Source organism: Streptantibioticus ferralitis (genome assembly GCF_029223525.1).
GTDB classification, from domain to species: domain Bacteria; phylum Actinomycetota; class Actinomycetes; order Streptomycetales; family Streptomycetaceae; genus Streptantibioticus_A; species Streptantibioticus_A ferralitis.
On record NZ_JARHTQ010000020.1, the window covers coordinates 84969 to 102303 of the forward strand.

Genomic DNA, 17335 nt, shown 5'->3' on the forward strand with positions numbered 1-17335 from the left:
GGGCGCGGCCGTACGATCACCGGCATGGATGCTCTGTACCCACGTCTGCTGGTCCGCGACTTCGACTCGGCGGCGCGGTTCTGGTCCGCGGCGCTGCGTGATCTGCTCGGTGTCGAGCCGGTCAAGGTGTTGCACGAGCACGGGTACGCGAACTGGGATCTGGACGGCCAGGCTGTCCTTGTGATCTTCTCCCGGGACGCGATGGCCCGCACCGTCGGCACCGAGGCACTGCCGCCGTGTGCGCCGGGTCAGGACGCGGCCATGTTGGTGCTGCGGGTGAGCGATGTGGAGGACGCCGTCCGCCGGCTCGCCGGGCATGGTGCCACTGTCGTCGCCGAGCCGCGGGACCGTCCGGAGTGGGGCCCCGACCTGCGCACCGCTCATCTGCGTGATCCGGAGGGGAACCTCATCGAACTCCAGTCGTACTGATCCTGGGGTTCTGAAGGGCGAGCCGCTCCGCCGGGTGTGGGCGGGTGGAGCGGGGTTTCGGCTCTGGCGCCGGGCTGAACGCGTCCGCGAGGGTCCGGGGGTCCTGGGTGAAGTGGGCCCAGTGCTGGAAGTGCAGCGGCACGACATGGCGGGCGCCCAGGGCGCACTGGCAAATGAGGCGGGGCGCGGACTCGAAGGTCCACGCCCCGCCTCAGATTTCACTCAGCCGAGTGAAGATCGGCTGATGTCGTCCGGCTCAGCTGCAGCCGCTGGTCGACCCGCAGCCCTCGCACACGTAGCAGCTGCCCGCGCGGCGCATCTTGGTGCCGCAGGAGAAGCACAGCGGTGCGTCGGCGTTCAGGCCCTGCTGGATCTCCAGCAGCTCCGTGGAGTTGTGGGCCAGCTTGGGGGCCGGGTCCGCGGCGGTTTCCGCGGCCTTGGGGGCCGGAGCCTGCTTGGGCGGGTCGATGTGGCGGGGGGCCGACTGGGCCAGGCCCTCGACGTCGACGTCCTCGCCCTCCGGCTCGTAACTGCCGGTGTCGAGGTGGCGCTGGCGCTCCTCGGCGGAGTGGATGCCGAGCGCGGAGCGCGTCTCGAAGGGCAGGAAGTCCAGCGCCAGGCGGCGGAAGATGTAGTCGACGATCGACTGCGCCATCCGCACGTCCGGGTCGTCGGTCAGGCCGGCGGGCTCGAAGCGCATGTTGGTGAACTTCGAGACGTAGGTCTCCAGCGGCACGCCGTACTGCAGGCCGACCGAGACGGCGATGGAGAAGGCGTCCATCATGCCCGCGAGGGTCGAGCCCTGCTTGGACATCTTGAGGAAGACCTCGCCGAGGCCGTCGTCCGGGTAGGAGTTGGCGGTCATGTAGCCCTCGGCGCCGCCCACCGTGAAGGAGGTGGTCAGGCCCGGACGGCCCTTGGGCAGCCGCTTGCGGACCGGGCGGTACTCGACGACCTTCTCGACCGGGGCCGCGGCGGCGGGCGGCGCGGTCTTCTTCTCCGCTTCCTTCTTCTTCGCCGAGAGCGGCTGGCCGACCTTGCAGTTGTCGCGGTAGATGGCCAGTGCCTTCAGGCCGAGCTTCCAGCCCTCGAAGTAGATCTCCTCGATCTCCTCGACGGTGGCGGACTCCGGCATGTTCACGGTCTTGGAGATGGCGCCGGACAGGAACGGCTGCGCGGCCGCCATCATCCGTACGTGGCCCATCGGCGAGATGGCCCGCTCGCCCATGGCGCAGTCGAAGACCTCGTAGTGCTGGGGCTTGAGGCCGGGGGCGTCGATGACATTGCCGTGCTCGGCGATGTGGGCGACGATCGCCTCGACCTGCTCGGGCTGGTAGCCGAGCCGCTTGAGGGCCTTCGGCACGGTGTTGTTGACGATCTGCATCGAGCCGCCGCCGACGAGCTTCTTGAACTTCACCAGCGCCAGGTCGGGCTCGACACCGGTGGTGTCGCAGTCCATCATCAGGCCGATGGTGCCGGTGGGCGCCAGCACGCTCGCCTGGGCGTTACGGAATCCGTTCTTCTCGCCGAGCCGGATCACGTCCTGCCAGGCCTCGGTGGCCGCGGCCCACACCGGGGTGTCGAGGTCGTCCATGCGCGTGGCGGTGGTGTTGGCGTCCGCGTGCTGCTTCATGACGCGGTTGTGGGCGTCGGCGTTGCGGGCGTAGCCGTCGTACGGGCCGACGACCGCGGCCAGTTCGGCGGAGCGCCGGTAGGAGGTGCCGGTCATCAGGGAGGTGATGGCACCGGCGAGCGCACGGCCGCCGTCGCTGTCGTAGGCGTGGCCGGTGGCCATCAGCAGGGCGCCGAGGTTGGCGTAGCCGATGCCCAGCTGGCGGAAGGCGCGGGTGGTCTCGCCGATCTTCTGGGTGGGGAAGTCGGCGAAGCAGATGGAGATGTCCATCGCGGTGATGACCAGCTCGACGACCTTGGCGAAGCGCTCGGCGTCGAAGCTCTGGTTGCCCTGGTCGTCGTCGCGCAGGAACTTCATCAGGTTCAACGAGGCCAGGTTGCACGAGGAGTTGTCCAGGTGCATGTACTCGCTGCACGGGTTGGAGGCGGTGATGCGGCCCGACTCCGGCGAGGTGTGCCAGTGGTTGATGGTGTCGTCGTACTGGATGCCGGGGTCGGCGCAGGCCCAGGCGGCCTCGGCCATCTTGCGGAACAGGCCCTTGGCGTCGACCTCCTCGATGACCTCGCCGGTCATCCGGGCGCGCAGACCGAACCGCGAGCCGCTCTCGACCGCCTTCATGAACTCGTCGTTCACCCGGACCGAGTTGTTGGCGTTCTGGTACTGGACCGAGGTGATGTCGTCGCCGCCGAGGTCCATGTCGAAGCCCGCGTCGCGCAGCGCGCGGATCTTCTCCTCTTCCTTCACCTTGGTCTCGATGAAGGCCTCGACGTCGGGGTGGTCCACGTCGAGGACGACCATCTTGGCCGCACGGCGGGTCGCGCCACCGGACTTGATCGTTCCTGCGGAGGCGTCGGCGCCGCGCATGAAGGAGACCGGGCCGGAGGCGTTGCCGCCGGAGGAGAGCAGTTCCTTGGAGGAGCGGATGCGGGAGAGGTTCAGGCCGGCGCCGGAGCCTCCCTTGAAGATCATCCCCTCTTCCTTGTACCAGTCGAGGATCGAGTCCATCGAGTCGTCGACGGAGAGGATGAAGCAGGCGGAGACCTGCTGCGGCTGGGCGGTGCCGACGTTGAACCAGACCGGGGAGTTGAAGCTGAAGACCTGGTGCAGCAGGGCGTGGGCCAGCTCGTGTTCGAAGATCTCGGCGTCCGCGGGGGAGGCGAAGTAGCCGTGCTCCTCGCCCGCCTTGCGGTAGGTCTTCACCACGCGGTCGATGAGCTGCTTGAGGCTGTTCTCGCGGGAGGGGGAGCCGACGGCGCCGCGGAAGTACTTGCTGGTGACGATGTTCACCGCGTTCACCGACCAGAAGTCGGGGAACTCCACGCCGCGCTGCTCGAAGTTGACCGAGCCGTCGCGCCAGTTGGTCATGACGACGTCGCGGCGCTCCCACACCACCTCGTCGTACGGGTGCGTACCGGGAGTGGTGTGGATGCGGTCGATTCGCAGGCCCTTGCCGGGCTTGGCCGCCCTGGTGGTCTTCACTGCCTTCTCGGCCTTCTCAGCGATTCCGTCCTTGGAGCGAGAGCTACGTGCCGAGCCGCTCGTCGTCTCTGTCATGCCGCCTCCCTATACGGGCAAAACGCCCTGCGGTGCCACGGTTCTTCCCGCCGCACGGTGTTGTCTGCCGCCTCGGCGCCCGTGGCACCGGACGAAGTCTGTGTCCTGCTGTGGTTTCGCGGTCCCGGGGTACGCCGCGCCGCGTGGCCCCAGGGGGGCAGGGCCGCGGGCGCCCGGTGGGGGCGCGCTGGGCCGCGCGGCCTCAGGGGGAGGCCGGGCCGGATGGGACGGGGATGGTCAGGCCCCCGTCGGTACCGCGGGGATCCGCCGACCGTGCGGCGCGGGGTTCCCCGGGCCGGGGGCCGGGGCTGTCCGCTGGCGGCCGTGCGGTGTCGGGGGCCGGGGCGGCCCCGTGGGAACCGCCGGTCCGCAGCTCGTTGATGGCCGCATCGAAGTCGTCGAGCGAGTCGAAGGCCCGGTAGACCGAGGCGAACCGCAAGTAGGCGACGAGGTCGAGCTCCTGCAGCGGGCCGAGTATCGCCAGCCCCACGTCGTGGGTGGACAGTTCGGCGCTGCCGGTGGCCCGTACCGCCTCCTCGACGCGCTGGCCGAGCTGGGCGAGCGCGTCCTCGGTGACCGGGCGGCCCTGGCAGGCCTTGCGCACCCCGGCGATGACCTTGTCCCGGCTGAACGGCTCGGTCACCCCGCTGCGCTTGATCACCATCAGGGACGCGGTCTCGACCGTGGTGAACCGCCGACCGCAGTCGGGGCACTGGCGCCGCCGCCGGATCGAGGTTCCGTCGTCGGTGGTGCGGCTGTCGACCACGCGGCTGTCCGGGTGCCTGCAGAAGGGGCAGTGCATGTCCTCTCCCTCCTCACCCTGATGTCCGCGCGCGGATGACCGTCGCGCGGTATGGAAAAACGTCGCCTCACATGGCCTGTCGGGGCCCCGCGAAGCAGCCTCAAGCATAGGCGATCCGTGGGGCCGTGGAGACCGGAGGACCACAACTTGTAGGTGGCTGTCCCCCATCAAACCACTAGATCTGGTGCCGGGGGTCAATGCGCCGCGCTCGCGTGTCGCGGCGGCGCGGCGCCTGTGAGCCTACGTGAAGCCCGGGTACGGTGTGCGCGCGGCCCCAGGTGTCACGCTGGGTGCCGTCCGGGCGACGGTCGGGTACGGGCAGGGCGGCGCGGAGAGCGGCCGGAGCGCCGGTCGAGGGCTGTGGACATGGCCAATTTCCCGCCTATACACCCAATAACTTGATCACGACAGGCGAACCGTGAATTTTCACTCGAACGTGTGTTTGGCGCAACCTTTCGAAAGCAACTACCGTTGTCTCACTAGGGAGAACACCAGAGAGGGGCCGCCGTGACCACGACCGCAGACAGCGCGACCATCAGCGCCCAGGACCGCTCCCAGGACCGGCTCGATCCGATGAACATGATGAACGACGACACTCCCAAGTCAGGACGCTCGCTGCCCGGCCGCCCGCCAGGTATCCGTGCCGACAGCTCGGGGCTCACCGACCGGCAGCGCCGGGTCATCGAGGTCATCCGGGATTCGGTACAGCGCCGCGGCTACCCCCCGTCGATGCGCGAGATCGGCCAGGCCGTCGGACTGTCCAGCACGTCCTCGGTCGCGCACCAACTGATGGCGCTGGAGCGGAAGGGGTTCCTGCGGCGCGATCCGCACCGGCCCCGCGCCTACGAGGTACGCGGCTCCGGCGCCCCGCACTCGCAGCCCACGGACACCACCGGCAAGCCCTCCGCCTCCTACGTGCCGCTGGTGGGCCGGATCGCGGCCGGTGGGCCGATCCTCGCCGAGGAGTCGGTGGAGGACGTCTTCCCGCTCCCGCGTCAACTGGTGGGCGACGGCGACCTGTTCGTGCTCAAGGTGGTGGGCGACTCGATGATCGAGGCGGCCATCTGCGACGGCGACTGGGTCACGGTGCGCCGCCAACCCGTCGCCGAGAACGGGGACATCGTGGCCGCGATGCTGGAAGGCGAGGCCACCGTCAAGCGCTTCAAGCGGGAGAACGGGCATGTGTGGCTGCTGCCGCACAACGCCGCCTACCAGCCCATCCCCGGCGACGAGGCGACCATTCTCGGCAAGGTGGTGGCCGTACTGCGCCGGATCTGAACAGACCGGCCGACACCGGACCCCGGAACCCCTGACCGGTTCCGGGGTACCGCCATGTCAGGCTCCGGACGTCAGGGTCCGGCCGGTCATCTCAGGGGTCGGGTCGCGCCGGGATCCATCAGCTCGCTTCACGGCCGCTCCCGGCACCCGCCGAGGGCCGGGCTCAGCCCTCCGCGTCGGCTGCCGCCGCGATGGCCGCCAGTGACCTGCGCACCTGGTTGCGGTCCGTTGTGTACCAGAACTCGGGCATCGAGGCGCGCAGGAAACCCCCGTACCGCGCGGTGGCCAGCCGTGGATCCAGCACGGCCACCACACCCCGGTCGCCGGTGGCGCGGATCAACCGCCCCGCCCCCTGCGCCATCAACAGCGCCGCATGGGTGGCCGCCACCGCCATGAAGCCATTGCCGCCGTTCTCCTCCACCGCCTTCTGCCGGGCGCTCATCAGCGGATCGTCGGGCCGGGGGAACGGGATGCGGTCCATCACCACCAGTTGGCAGTTGGGCCCGGGCACATCCACCCCCTGCCACAGCGACAGCGTGCCGAACAGACACGTACCGGCGTCGTCGGAGAAGGTACGGATCAGCTCGCCGAGTGTCTCCTCGCCCTGCAGCAGAATCGGGAAGTCCAGTCTGCCGCGCAGAGCCTCGGCCGCCGCCTGGGCTGCCCGCATCGAGGAGAACAGGCCCAGCGTCCGGCCGCCCGCCGCCTCGATCAGCTCGGCGAGCTCATCGAGCATGTCGGTGCGGCTGCCCTCGCGCCCCGGGGTCGCCAGGTGCTTGGCGACGTAGAGGATGCCCTGCTTGCGGTACTCGAAGGGCGACCCGACGTCGACGCCCTGCCACACGGGCAGGTCCTCGCCCTCGGTGCCCTCCGGGGCGAGGCCCAGCGAGGCCGCCACCCCGTTGAAGTCCCCGCCGAGCTTGAGGGTGGCCGACGTCAGCACCACCGACCGCTCGGCGAACAGCTTCTCCCTCAGCAGCCCCGAGACCGACAGCGGTGCCACCCGCAGCGAGGCGCCGAAGCGGTCGTGCCGCTCGCACCAGATCACGTCGTACTCGGACTCCCCCAGCAGCCGCTCGGCCACGCCGTGCACGTTCTCGATCGAGGCCAGCGCCTGCTTGCGCACCGCGTCCTCATCCGCCACGGACCGGTCGCGGATCTCGCCCAGCGAGGTGATCACCTGGCGGCAGGCGTCCCGCAGCGCCGCCAGCACATACGCCAGGTCCTCCGGGATCTCCTCCAGGCGGCCGGGCAGCGCCAGTTCCATCACCCGCTCGAAGCCCTCGGAAGCGGTGAGCAGCGCGTCCGCGGCCTTCTCGTTGACGAGCTTGGCCGACCGCCTCACCGCGCGGTTCACGCCGCCCGGGGTCAGTTCGCCGGTGGCCACACCGGTGACCCGGGAGACCAGTTCATGGGCTTCGTCGACGATCAGCACCTCATGGCTGGGCAGCACCGGGGCGCCCTCGATGGCGTCGATGGCGAGCAGCGCGTGGTTGGTGACCACCACATCGGCGAGCTTGGCCCGCTCGCGGGCGGCCTCGGCGAAGCACTCGGCGCCATAGGCGCACTTGGTGGCGCCCAGGCACTCCCGGGAGGTGACCGAGACCTGGGACCAGGCCCGGTCGGAGACCCCGGGAGTGAGGTCGTCGCGGTCGCCGGTCTCGGTCTCGTCGGCCCAGTCCCGCAGCCGTACCAGGTCCTTGCCGAGCTTGCTGGTGGGCCCGCCCATCTGCTCCATGGGGTCGAAGAGGCCGTCCTCCTCCTCGCTGGGCACGCCCTCGTGCAGCCGGTGCAGGCACAGGTAGTTCGACCGGCCCTTGAGCATCGCGAACTGCGGTTCGCGGCGCAGCAGGGGTTTGAGCGCGGTCACGGTGCGCGGCAGATCGCGTTCGACCAGCTGGCGCTGGAGGGCGAGGGTCGCGGTGGCGACGACCACCCGCTCACCGTGCGCCAGTGCCGGGACCAGGTAGCCGAGGGACTTTCCGGTGCCGGTGCCGGCCTGGGCCAGCAGATGGGTGCCGTCGTCCACGGCGGTCTCGACGGCCTGGGCCATGGTGACCTGGCCGGGGCGCTCCACACCGCCGACAGCGGTGACAGCGGCGTGCAGCAGTTCGGTGAGGGCGGGCTTGCTCATAGGAGTACCCACCCTACGTCCCACCACTGACAGCGGTCCCGGAAACCGGCAGCGTTGCCGCCACGGAGCGGACCGCGGCGGTCACAACGCGTACAGCGGATTCGGTACGGTCCCGTGTACGGCGGCGTGCGGGCGCTGCGGCCGGTCGCGGTAGCCGTCGAGGTGGAGCCGGTTCCGGTTGAGGCAGAGCCGCTCGATGCGCGGGGTGAGCAGGTCGAAGGTGGCGAAGCGCTCCTTGAGGTCGGGGAAGCGGTCCTGGTGGCGCAGCACCTCCTCGCGCACCAGCTCCCAGAACTCGTCCTCGGGCACGCCGAGTTGCTCCTGGCACAGCGGGGCCAGGTAGCGGAAGACGCCGACGAACAGGCCGGAGTGGATGAACTGGGTGAGGAACGCGGGTGGTTCGGTGAGCAGCACCGCCCGTACCGCGTCGGGCATGGCGCGGTGTTCCGGCAGCGGTTCGGCGCTGATGTTGATGTCGTCCACGAAGTCCTTGATCGCCAGCCGGACCGGCACATCGTCCTCGTCGAAGACGACGATGGCGTTCTCGCCGTGCGGGGAGAAGACCGTTCCGTACTGGTAGAGGAAGTGCAGCAGCGGCGGTAGCAGTGCGGCGAACAGGCGGCGCAGCCAGGCGCGCGGGGCGAGTCCGGAGCGGCGGACGAGTTCCGCGGTGAAGGACCGCCCGCCGGGGTCGGTGTGGATCAGTGCGGCGAGGGTGCGGGCGCGCTCTCCGGGGTCCAGGTGCCGGGGCAGCGGTTCGCGCCAGATGGCTCCCAGCAACTCCTTGTACTGGTAGGGGACTTCGGGCAGCTGCCGGTAGACGGGGTGGTCGACGGTGACCGAGGCGACCTCGCCGAGCAGGATGACCCGGCAGTCGTCGCGCAGGAACGGGTCGGCGTCGCGTACCGCGTGCACCCATGAGGTGACGGCGGGGGCGGCCAGGGTGCGCTCGGTGGGCAGTCCGCGCCAGACGAGGGTGTTGAGGATGGACAGCGGGAGTTTGACGGTGTGCCGGTCCGGGCGGCTGGTGTTGAGGAAGGTGCGGATGGACTGCTGGGGCAGCCGCAGATCGCCGTCGGTGGGCAGCGGGACGATGTCGTCGGCCGCGATCGAGGCGGCGAACAGCGGCACCACGATCTCGTCCCACTGCCAGGGGTGCACCGGCAGGTAGAGGTAGTCGTCGGGAGCCAGGCCGCGGGCGCGCAGCGTCTCGGCGAACAACGCCCGTACGGATTCGTCCAGTTCGCGGGTGTAGAGCCGGTCCGGGGCGCCCAGGGACGGGACGCCGCGGTAGTCGGCGAGCGTGGTACGCACCGCGATCCACGGCAGGGGCTGGGCGCGGCGGGCTTCCGGTGTCCAGCGGTCGGCGTCGGCGGCGGAGAAGCCGAGGCGCCCCTTGTTGACCACGATCCACGGGTGTCCGGTCTGCTGGCCCTCCAGCTCGGCGTAGTCCAGATCGGCCAGTTCGCCGGCGCTCAGCGCCCCGGCCTCCAGCCTGGCGTCCGCGATCAGTGTGGCGTTCAGTTCCCGCACCAGGTGGCCGAGGGTGTCGCCGGTGACCCCGAGCCGGCGGTGCGCGTGGGTCAGGAAGTGCAGGGGGTCGCCGGTGGGGGTGAGCGAGAGGGGGTCGACCCGCCAGCTTCCGTAGGATCCCCGGCTGGCCAGGAAGCGGTAGGTGACGTCGTCTTCCAGCTCCAGCCGGTAGCCGCCCGCTTCGTCCTGAGGGATCGGGGTGAGCACCTCCTCGTAGCAGAACTCGCTGATCATCTTGGCGAGTAAGCGGCGGCCGACGCGGGTCCAGATTCCAGGGTCGAGTTCTGCGGGGCGGTGTAGCACGTAGCGGCTCCTGGGACGAGGGAGTGGCGGGTCGCGGGTTACAGCAGGTGGCGCAGTGCCCGCTCGCGGATCATCAACGCGGCGCGTTTGTCGCGCAGTTCGAGCTCGGCGGCGAAGCGGAATCCGGCGCCGAGGAACGCGGCGACGGACGGGGTGTTGCGCAGGTCGGGTTCTGCGATGACGCGGGCGCAGGCGGGGCGGTGGTCGAGGACGTGGTCGGCAACAGCGCGCAGCAGGGCGGTGCCCAGGCCGCGGCCGCGGTCGGCCACCTTGCCGATGAGCAGGTGGATGCCGGTGTCATGGGGGCGGGACGGGTAGTAGCGGGCGACGGGGTCCAGATCGGCGCGGTAGATCTCCCAGTAGCTCATGGGGGTGCCGTCGAGGACGCCGAGGCAGGGGCGGCTTCGGCCGTCGCCGTCGAGTTGGGCGCGCAGATGGCGGTGGGTGGTCTCTTCGGGTCCGGCCAGTTCCCAGAATTCGGCGACGGCTGGATCGTTCATCCACCGGGTGATGATGTGCAGGTCACGGGCGGGCACGACGGGAACGAGCTGGAAGGCGCCGTGCGCGGTGCTGATCGGACCCCATCCGCTGATGTCGTCGAGGAGGTCGTCGACCAGGCTCTCGGTCAGCCCGCCCGGTCCGGCCGCCGGGACCGTGGGTGGGATGACCAGGTCGACGGCGTCGGGTTCCAGCGTGAGGTCCAGGGTGTCGTCCATACCGCTGTCGGTCGTGGTACCGCGGCGGTTGTCAGTGCTGACGCTGATACTGGGGCTGACGTCGGTGTTGGTGCTGGAGTCGGTGGGCGGCATCGGTGGCGCCCCTCCTCTCCTGGGGTGTCACGCCGCGGGTACGGCAAGGGGGTTGGGGATGGTGACGTAGACGGACTGGGTGTCGACCGGGCCTACGAGTTCGTCGAGGCCGTGGAGACGGGTGAGGAGGTTGGCCTTGCAGCGCAGGGTGGAGGCGTGCAGCAGGTGCTCCGGTAGTGCGGAGCCTCCGGTGGCGGCGGCGTGGGTGAGGAAGTGCCGGAAGGCGGCGAGCAGTACCTGCTCGTCGGCGAGGTGCTGGGCGCCGAACGCCCCGATCAGGCCCAGGGCGTTGTTGATACCGAGGTAGTAGGCGAAGCGCTCGTCCGCGACGTGGTCGGCGACGAAGGTCTCGCTGGCCGCGCCGATGCCGGGCAGGCGCTGGTCGAGTTCGGCGCGGCGCGATTCGCGGAAGTAGTAGCCCTGGTTGTCGCGGTAGCGGCCGCCGGTGGGCCAGCCGTCGGGGTCCAGCCGGACGAGGGTGTTCTGCTGGTGGGCTTCGAGTGCGACTCCGGCTTCGCCGTCCAGCCACAGCACGGGGTGGACGACCGCGTGCAGATAGCGCAGGAACCATTCGGTGGCCACGGCCGGGCCGGGTCTGCCGGTGCGGGTGGCGAGTCGGGTGACGATGCCGGCGAGGCGGGAGCGTGCCTGGGTCGGCGGGCTGCCGGGCCAGGGACGCGGCGAGGTGAGCCCGGCGAGGCAGTTGATGTCGTCGAGCACGCCGAACGACGGGTGGCGCAGCACGACGTCGAGCCCGGGGACGGCTTCCCCGTCGGGGGTGTCGACGGCGAGCCAGGCCGGGTCGCGCACGATGTCGAAGCCGGGGTGTTTGGCGTGCCACTGCTGGGCGAGCCCGCTGCGCAGCAGGCGGTGGATCTCCACGCCGCGCAGGAGTTCCTTGCGCAGGTTCTCCCGGCGGGAGTTGGTGATCCGCACGGCGAGCGAGAGTTTGAGCATCGCGGGTGCGCCGGGCCGGTAGACGGTGCGGATGGAGGAGGTGGGGTGCCAGGTGTTCCCGTGCGGGCCGAGGTCGTGCAGCAGCCCGGCGTCGAGTAGCGCGCGCACCTGGGGGCGGTGCCGCACTTCGCGTGCCTGCCAGGGGTGCAGCGGCAGCGGCACGGTGTCGTGCGGCAACTGGAGGCCCGGCCCGGCGAGTTGGGCGGTGATGCGGTCGGCGGGGATGGTGCGACCGCGTTCGGTCCAGGCGGAGTCGGTGGCCAGTACCGAGCGGTCGACGGCCATCCAGTGCAGCGGATACGCCCCGCGGGTTTCGGGTGAGTAGACCCGGGCCTCGGCGCCGGACAGGTCCTGGCGGCTCTTGGGTGTGGGGTGCAGCGGGTGGCCGAGCAGCAGCGACTGTTCGGCTTCCAGGAAGGGCGGGGTGCCGGGTGGGGTGGCCGGGTGGGCCCGGCGGTCGTCGACGAAGACCGCGGTGCGGGCCACGGAGTCGGCGACCCGGGCGACCAGGTCCGCGGCTTCCGCGGCGCCGGTGCCCGCCTCCCGGGCGAGCACTGCGGCGAGGGTGACCGCGTCGACGGGCGCCCCGGACGCCATGGCCGGCGCGCCGAAGCGGTGGGTGCCGACCGCGGACCAGTGCCGTACCGGGACGCGCAGCGCGGTGCCGGTCGCGGTGAGCGTGATCCGCAGGGTCCCGTCCGGGTCGGGCGTGCCGCCGGTCTCCCGGACCCAGCAGCGCAACAGGCTCTCCACCCCCGCGTGGTTGGCGGTGGCGTAGGCGTCCGGCTGCTCCAGGGGGTCGGGGTCCTGCGCTTCGGTGTGCGGCGCGCCGTGGCGTTCCGGACCGGCGTGCCCGACGTCGGCGTCTGCGGCAGCGGTCCCGGCGTGCCCGACGTCGGCGTGGTCGGTCTCGACGTGGTCGGCACCGACGTGGTCGGCGTGTTCCGGTGGATCGGCGTGGGCCGCGCGCGGCAGGGGCAGGGCGCCGGCGCGGCCGTGCGCGAGGCCCGGCGGCGGGGCGGGCGGGGTGGTGTCCGCCACGCCGTCGGCCAGGGGCGGGTGGGAGGTCATCGCTGTGCTCCGTGGGGGGTGGACGACGGTGGGACGGCCTGGGAGCGGTTGTGGGCGGTACGCCGCCCGACGGGGCGGCGCGACGTACCATGGAGGGTTACCCCGCCTCGGGGACGTGGGATGCCGCGGTGCGGGATCACTGGGTGTGCGACCGCGTGCCGCCGAGTCCCAACGCGCGCCTCGCACTCCGCGTGCCCCCGGCGCATCACCGGCATCGCACACCGCCTTGGGCTCATCGCGCGCCGTCCGCCTTCGCTCTGCGGGCCAGCCGTTCGGCGGCGGCGATGGCGTCGGTCAGGCGGTCGAGTACCGCCTCGGTCTGCTCGTCGGTGATGATCAGCGGTGGCAGCAGCCGCACCACGCTGCCGTGCCGCCCGCCGAGTTCGACGATCAGTCCGCGGCGCAGCGCCTCGGCCTGTACGACGCCGGCCAGTTGGGGTGACGCGGGCAGTGCGCCGTACTCGTCCCGGGCCGCGTCGGCGTCGACCAGTTCGACGCCGATCATCAGGCCGCGTCCTCGGACATCGCCGATGCAGGGGTGGTGGGCGGCGAGGCCGCGCAGTCGGGTGAGCATCCGGGCGCCGACCGTGGCGGCCCGTTCCGCCAGCCGGTTCTCGTGGACGAAACGCAAGGTGGCCGTGCCCGCCGCCATCGCGAGCTGGTTGCCGCGAAACGTTCCGGCGTGCGCCCCGGGCCGCCAGGCGTCGAGTTCCTCGCGATAGACGATCACGGCGAGCGGCAGGCTGCCGCCGATGGCCTTGGACAGCACCATCACATCCGGCACGATCCCGCTGTGTTCGACGGCCCAGAAGGCGCCGGTCCGGCCCACCCCGGTCTGCACCTCGTCGACGATCAGCGGGACGCCGCGGGTCTCGGTGATCTCCCGCATCCGGCGCAGCCATGCGTCGGGGGCAGGGATCACTCCGCCCTCGCCCTGTACCGCCTCCAGGATCATTCCGGCGGGTGGCTGGACGCCGCCCTTGGGGTCGTCCAGCAAGGTGGCCGTCCAGCGCGCCGAGAGCTCGGCGCCCCGGCTCCCGCCGACGCCGAACGGGCAGCGGTAGTCGTAGGGGTACGGCAGCCGGGTCACCCGGGCGTCGCCCTCGCCCACGGCGGCCCGGGCGGCGAGGTCGCCGGTCGCGGCGAGCGCGGCGGCCGTCATGCCGTGGTACGCGCCGGAGAAGGCGAGCAGCCCGCTGCGCCCGGTGGCGGTGCGCACCAGTTTGACGGCGGCCTCGACCGCGTCCGTACCGGCCGGTCCGCAGAACTGGATCCGTCCGCTTTCGGCGAATTGCGGCGGCAGGGTCTCGAACAGGGCGGTGGTGAAGGCGTCCTTGACGGGCGTTGCGAGGTCGAGGACCTGCAGGGGCGCTCCGGAGTCGAGCACCGAGCGGATCGCCTCCAGCGCCACCGGGTGGTTGTGGCCGAGCGCCAACGTGCCCGCGCCGGAAAGGCAGTCGAGGTAGCGGCGGCCGTCGGCGCCCTCGATGGTCATGCCGCGGGCGCGTACCGGCACGATCGGCAGTGACCGGGCGTAGGTGCGCGCCGCCGACTCCCGCGCCGCCTGCCGCCGCAGGATCCCCTCGGCGTTCGGCCCCGCTTGCCGTTGCCGGCCGCTGCCGTCAACGCAGCCGCCGCGCACGGCCGTTGTCACCTCACGCCGCCCACCACCGCTCTCGGTGGCGTCCCGCGCCGCCGTGGCCTCTGGTCCGCCCGGTTCTGCCACCTGCTCGGCGGGCTGGGTCGGTGACGGTACGAGGGCGGTGGTTGGCGATCCGGCCACGGGACGGGTCCTCCTGGGAGGTTGGCGTTGGGACGGCGGGAATTTCCCTCCCCGTATCAACGCCCGGGGCGGCGGCTGGCAACGGCCACCCGGCAGATCCATCGTGTGGGGCGGTTCATGGACGCGATACGACCAACCTTCACAGGGGAACCACACACCCCCCTGAAACCGTCCCCACCGGCACCGGCATGATGGGGCACTGCTCCATGGCGAGCATGACAAGGACACATCAGTTTCTTGGCGTTCGTGAACGCGCTTGACGTTCCTGAACGTGAAAGACACCAGGGGGAGAACACCCGATGCCACCCATCCGCCGGTCCGGCCTTGCCGCGGCCGCCGTCACCGCGGTCCTCGCGCTGTCGGCCACCGCGTGCGGCCCGAACGACCCCACCGCGGACAGCAAGCCGAGCGCGACGGCCGCTCAGGGCAGCCAGTCCACCGGCGCGCCCGGCAGCCTCCACGACCTGCAGAAGTGGAAGCAGGGCGACTGGAAGAAGTGGGACCACTGGGCGCACCAGGCGGCCGAGTTCATCAACCCGGTCATCAAGGACCTGTGGAAGCCGTCCCGGATGAGCCAGGCGAAGGACAGCCCGAACCAGGTTCCGACCAGCATCGGCCAGGACCAGGGGGTCTCCGACCCGGCACCCGCGCCGAAGACCGCGGAGTCGGTCCAGACGCCGTACCACAACAACGCGGCGCCGGTCGGCAAGGTGTTCTTCGACACCCCGCAGGGCTCGTTCGTCTGCTCCGGCACGGTCGTTGAGGACCCGGCGCACCCGGGCAAGTCCAACCTGGTGTGGACCGCGGGCCACTGTGTGCACGCGGGCGCCAAGGGCGGCTGGTACCGCAACATCGCCTTCGTCCCGTCGTACAACGACCAGGCGCTGCCCGCCTCGCAGATCTCCGGCGCCCCGCAGTCCGAGGTCGCCCCGTACGGCGTGTGGTGGGCGGACTGGGCGCAGACCTCAAGCCAGTGGATCTCCACCGGCTCCGAGACCGGCGGCTACGGATCCCCGTACGACTTCTCGATCCTGCATGTGAAGCCGGAGAACTCCAGCGGCAAGTCGCTCCAGGAGACGGTCGGCGCTGCCCTGCCGGTGTGGTTCAACGCGCCCGCGGTGAACCAGTTCACCTCGGTGGGCGCCTGGGGCTACCCGGCGGCTCCGCCGTACGACGGCCAGAAGATGTTCGACTGCATCGGCAAGCCGGGCCGGTTGTCGCTGGACCCGGGCATGCCGACCGAGTACCGGTTGGGTTGCACCATGACCGGCGGTTCCTCGGGTGGCGGCTGGTTCGCCAAGATGCCGAACGGCAAGGTGGCGCTGGTGTCCAACACCTCCATCGGCCCGGCCGACAACACCTGGCTGGCCGGCCCGCACCTGGGCCCGGAGGCCCAGGGCGTCTACCAGTCGATCAGCCAGAAGTTCGCCAACCAGTAAGCGGCGTATGACGCGTTGAGGCCCGCTGCCCCGGACGGGGCGGCGGGCCTCGGTGCGTGGGTGCGCTCAGCGCCGGACCGCGAGGGCGAACGGCTCCAGTTCGGCGGCGAGTTCATCGTGCACCCGCGCCGTGAGCAGCGTGCCCTCGCCGGTGTGCTCCTCGGAGATGACCTCGCCGGAAGCGTGCGCCCGGGAGACCAGCGCGCCGTGCGTGTAGGGCACGAGCGCCTCGATCAGCACCCGCGGCCGGGGCAGTTCGTCATCGATGAGCTGGAGCAGTTCATCGATGTTGCGGCCGGTGCGGGCCGAGACCGCGATGGAGTGCTTCTCGTTGCGCAGCAGGCGCTGGAGCACCAGCGGGTCCGCCGCGTCCGCCTTGTTGACCACCACGATCTCGGGCACATCGAGCGCGCCGACATCGCGGAACACCTCGCGTACCGCGGCGAGTTGCTCCTCGGGCACCGGGTGTGAGCCGTCCACCACGTGCAGGATCAGGTCGGCGTCGGCGACCTCCTCCATGGTGGAGCGGAACGCCTCGACCAGGTGGTGCGGCAGATGCCGGACGAACCCGACGGTGTCGGCGAGCGTGTACAGCCGACCGCTGGGGGTCTCGGCCCGGCGCACGGTCGGGTCGAGGGTGGCGAACAGCGCGTTCTCCACCAGGACGCCTGCTCCGGTGAGCCGGTTGAGCAGCGAGGACTTGCCCGCGTTGGTGTAACCGGCGATGGCCACCGACGGGACCTGGTGGCGCTTGCGCTCCTTGCGCTTCAGGTCGCGGCTGGTCTTCATCTCCGCGATGTCCCGGCGCATCTTCGCCATCTTCTCGCGGATCCGCCGCCGGTCGGTCTCGATCTTGGTCTCACCGGGACCACGGGTGGCCATGCCGCCGCCGGACGAGCCGGAGCCACCGCCACCCATCTGCCGGGACAGCGACTGGCCCCAGCCGCGCAGCCTGGGCAGCATGTACTGCATCTGGGCCAGCGAGACCTGCGCCTTGCCCTCTCGGGACTTGGCGTGCTGGGCGAAGATGTCGAGGATCAGGGCGGTGCGGTCGACCACCTTGACCTTGACGACGTCCTCCAGGTGGATGAGCTGGCCGGGGCTGAGCTCACCGTCGCAGACCACGGTGTCGGCGCCGGTCTCCACGACGATGTCGCGCAGTTCCTGCGCCTTGCCCGAGCCGATGTAGGTGGCCGGGTCGGGCTTGTCGCGGCGCTGGATCACACCGTCGAGGACCAGGGCGCCCGCGGTCTCGGCGAGTGCGGCGAGCTCTGCCAGGGAGTTCTCGGCGTCGTCGACCGTGCCGTCCGTCCACACGCCGACGAGCACCACGCGCTCCAGGCGCAGCTGCCGGTACTCGACCTCGGTGATGTCCTCGAGCTCGGTGGACAGACCCGCGACGCGCCGTAGCGACGCGCGTTCGGAGCGGTCGAACTGGTCACCGTCCCGCTCCCCGTCGATCTCCTGGCTCCAGGCGGTGTCCTCATCCATCAGGGCGTTGGCCCGACGGCTCTCGGAAAGGCGCTGGCGTTCGGCCTCATGGGCCGAGGAGGGAGCAGTGGAGTTGGTCATTTGTTCCTTTGCGTCACGGAATGGGGATTGTGGCGCGG

The 17335-nt window shown here is 71.0% G+C and carries 11 protein-coding genes; 3 read left to right on the forward strand and 8 right to left on the reverse strand.

The window, feature by feature from the left end; genetic code table 11:
- The first annotated feature begins 24 nt into the window (after nucleotides 1–24).
- Complete coding sequence (locus tag P2L57_RS26420) at nucleotides 25–429, forward strand: VOC family protein (protein ID WP_275818582.1); 405 nt, start codon at nucleotides 25–27, stop codon at nucleotides 427–429.
- Between the two features lie 256 nt (nucleotides 430–685).
- Here P2L57_RS26420 and P2L57_RS26425 read toward each other — a convergent pair whose 3' ends face one another.
- Together P2L57_RS26425 and nrdR are read right to left on the reverse strand one after the other, a co-directional pair.
- Nucleotides 686–3616, reverse strand: a complete 2931-nt coding sequence (locus P2L57_RS26425) for a vitamin B12-dependent ribonucleotide reductase (protein ID WP_275818583.1) — start codon at nucleotides 3614–3616, stop codon at nucleotides 686–688.
- Between the two features lie 202 nt (nucleotides 3617–3818).
- A complete protein-coding gene (gene nrdR, locus P2L57_RS26430; RefSeq protein ID WP_275818584.1) occupies nucleotides 3819–4418 on the reverse strand; it encodes a transcriptional regulator NrdR in 600 nt (199 codons plus the stop codon).
- A gap of 507 nt (nucleotides 4419–4925) precedes the next feature.
- Here nrdR and lexA point away from each other — a divergent pair.
- A complete protein-coding gene (lexA, locus tag P2L57_RS26435) occupies nucleotides 4926–5696 on the forward strand; it encodes a transcriptional repressor LexA (protein WP_275818585.1) in 771 nt (256 codons plus the stop codon).
- A 163-nt stretch (nucleotides 5697–5859) separates the two neighbouring features.
- On the opposite strand, the gene P2L57_RS26440 is transcribed toward lexA, so the two are convergent.
- The 5 genes from P2L57_RS26440 to P2L57_RS26460 form a co-directional block, all read right to left on the reverse strand.
- Nucleotides 5860–7830 (reverse strand): ATP-dependent DNA helicase, encoded by a 1971-nt coding sequence (locus P2L57_RS26440; RefSeq protein ID WP_275818586.1) that lies wholly within the window; start codon nucleotides 7828–7830, stop codon nucleotides 5860–5862.
- A gap of 81 nt (nucleotides 7831–7911) precedes the next feature.
- Entirely contained in the window at nucleotides 7912–9666 is a 1755-nt protein-coding gene (locus P2L57_RS26445; RefSeq protein WP_275818587.1) for an IucA/IucC family protein, read from the reverse strand.
- Nucleotides 9667–9704: 38 nt separating this feature from the next.
- Entirely contained in the window at nucleotides 9705–10475 is a 771-nt protein-coding gene (locus P2L57_RS26450; RefSeq protein ID WP_275818588.1) for a GNAT family N-acetyltransferase, read from the reverse strand.
- A 27-nt stretch (nucleotides 10476–10502) separates the two neighbouring features.
- Nucleotides 10503–12503: an IucA/IucC family protein gene (locus tag P2L57_RS26455; protein ID WP_275818589.1), complete on the reverse strand. Its 2001-nt coding sequence runs from the start codon at nucleotides 12501–12503 to the stop codon at nucleotides 10503–10505.
- A gap of 232 nt (nucleotides 12504–12735) precedes the next feature.
- Entirely contained in the window at nucleotides 12736–14145 is a 1410-nt protein-coding gene (locus P2L57_RS26460; RefSeq protein WP_275818631.1) for a diaminobutyrate--2-oxoglutarate transaminase, read from the reverse strand.
- A 440-nt stretch (nucleotides 14146–14585) separates the two neighbouring features.
- Between P2L57_RS26460 and P2L57_RS26465 the strand changes: the two genes are divergently transcribed.
- Nucleotides 14586–15725, forward strand: coding sequence for a trypsin-like serine peptidase (locus P2L57_RS26465; RefSeq protein WP_275818590.1), 1140 nt, complete (start codon nucleotides 14586–14588; stop codon nucleotides 15723–15725).
- Between the two features lie 66 nt (nucleotides 15726–15791).
- Here the strand turns inward: P2L57_RS26465 and hflX are convergent, their stop codons facing one another.
- Nucleotides 15792–17297 carry a GTPase HflX gene (hflX, locus tag P2L57_RS26470; protein WP_275818591.1) on the reverse strand — a complete coding sequence of 502 codons (1506 nt, stop codon included), beginning with the start codon at nucleotides 17295–17297 and terminating at the stop codon, nucleotides 15792–15794.
- Nucleotides 17298–17335 lie beyond the last annotated feature (38 nt).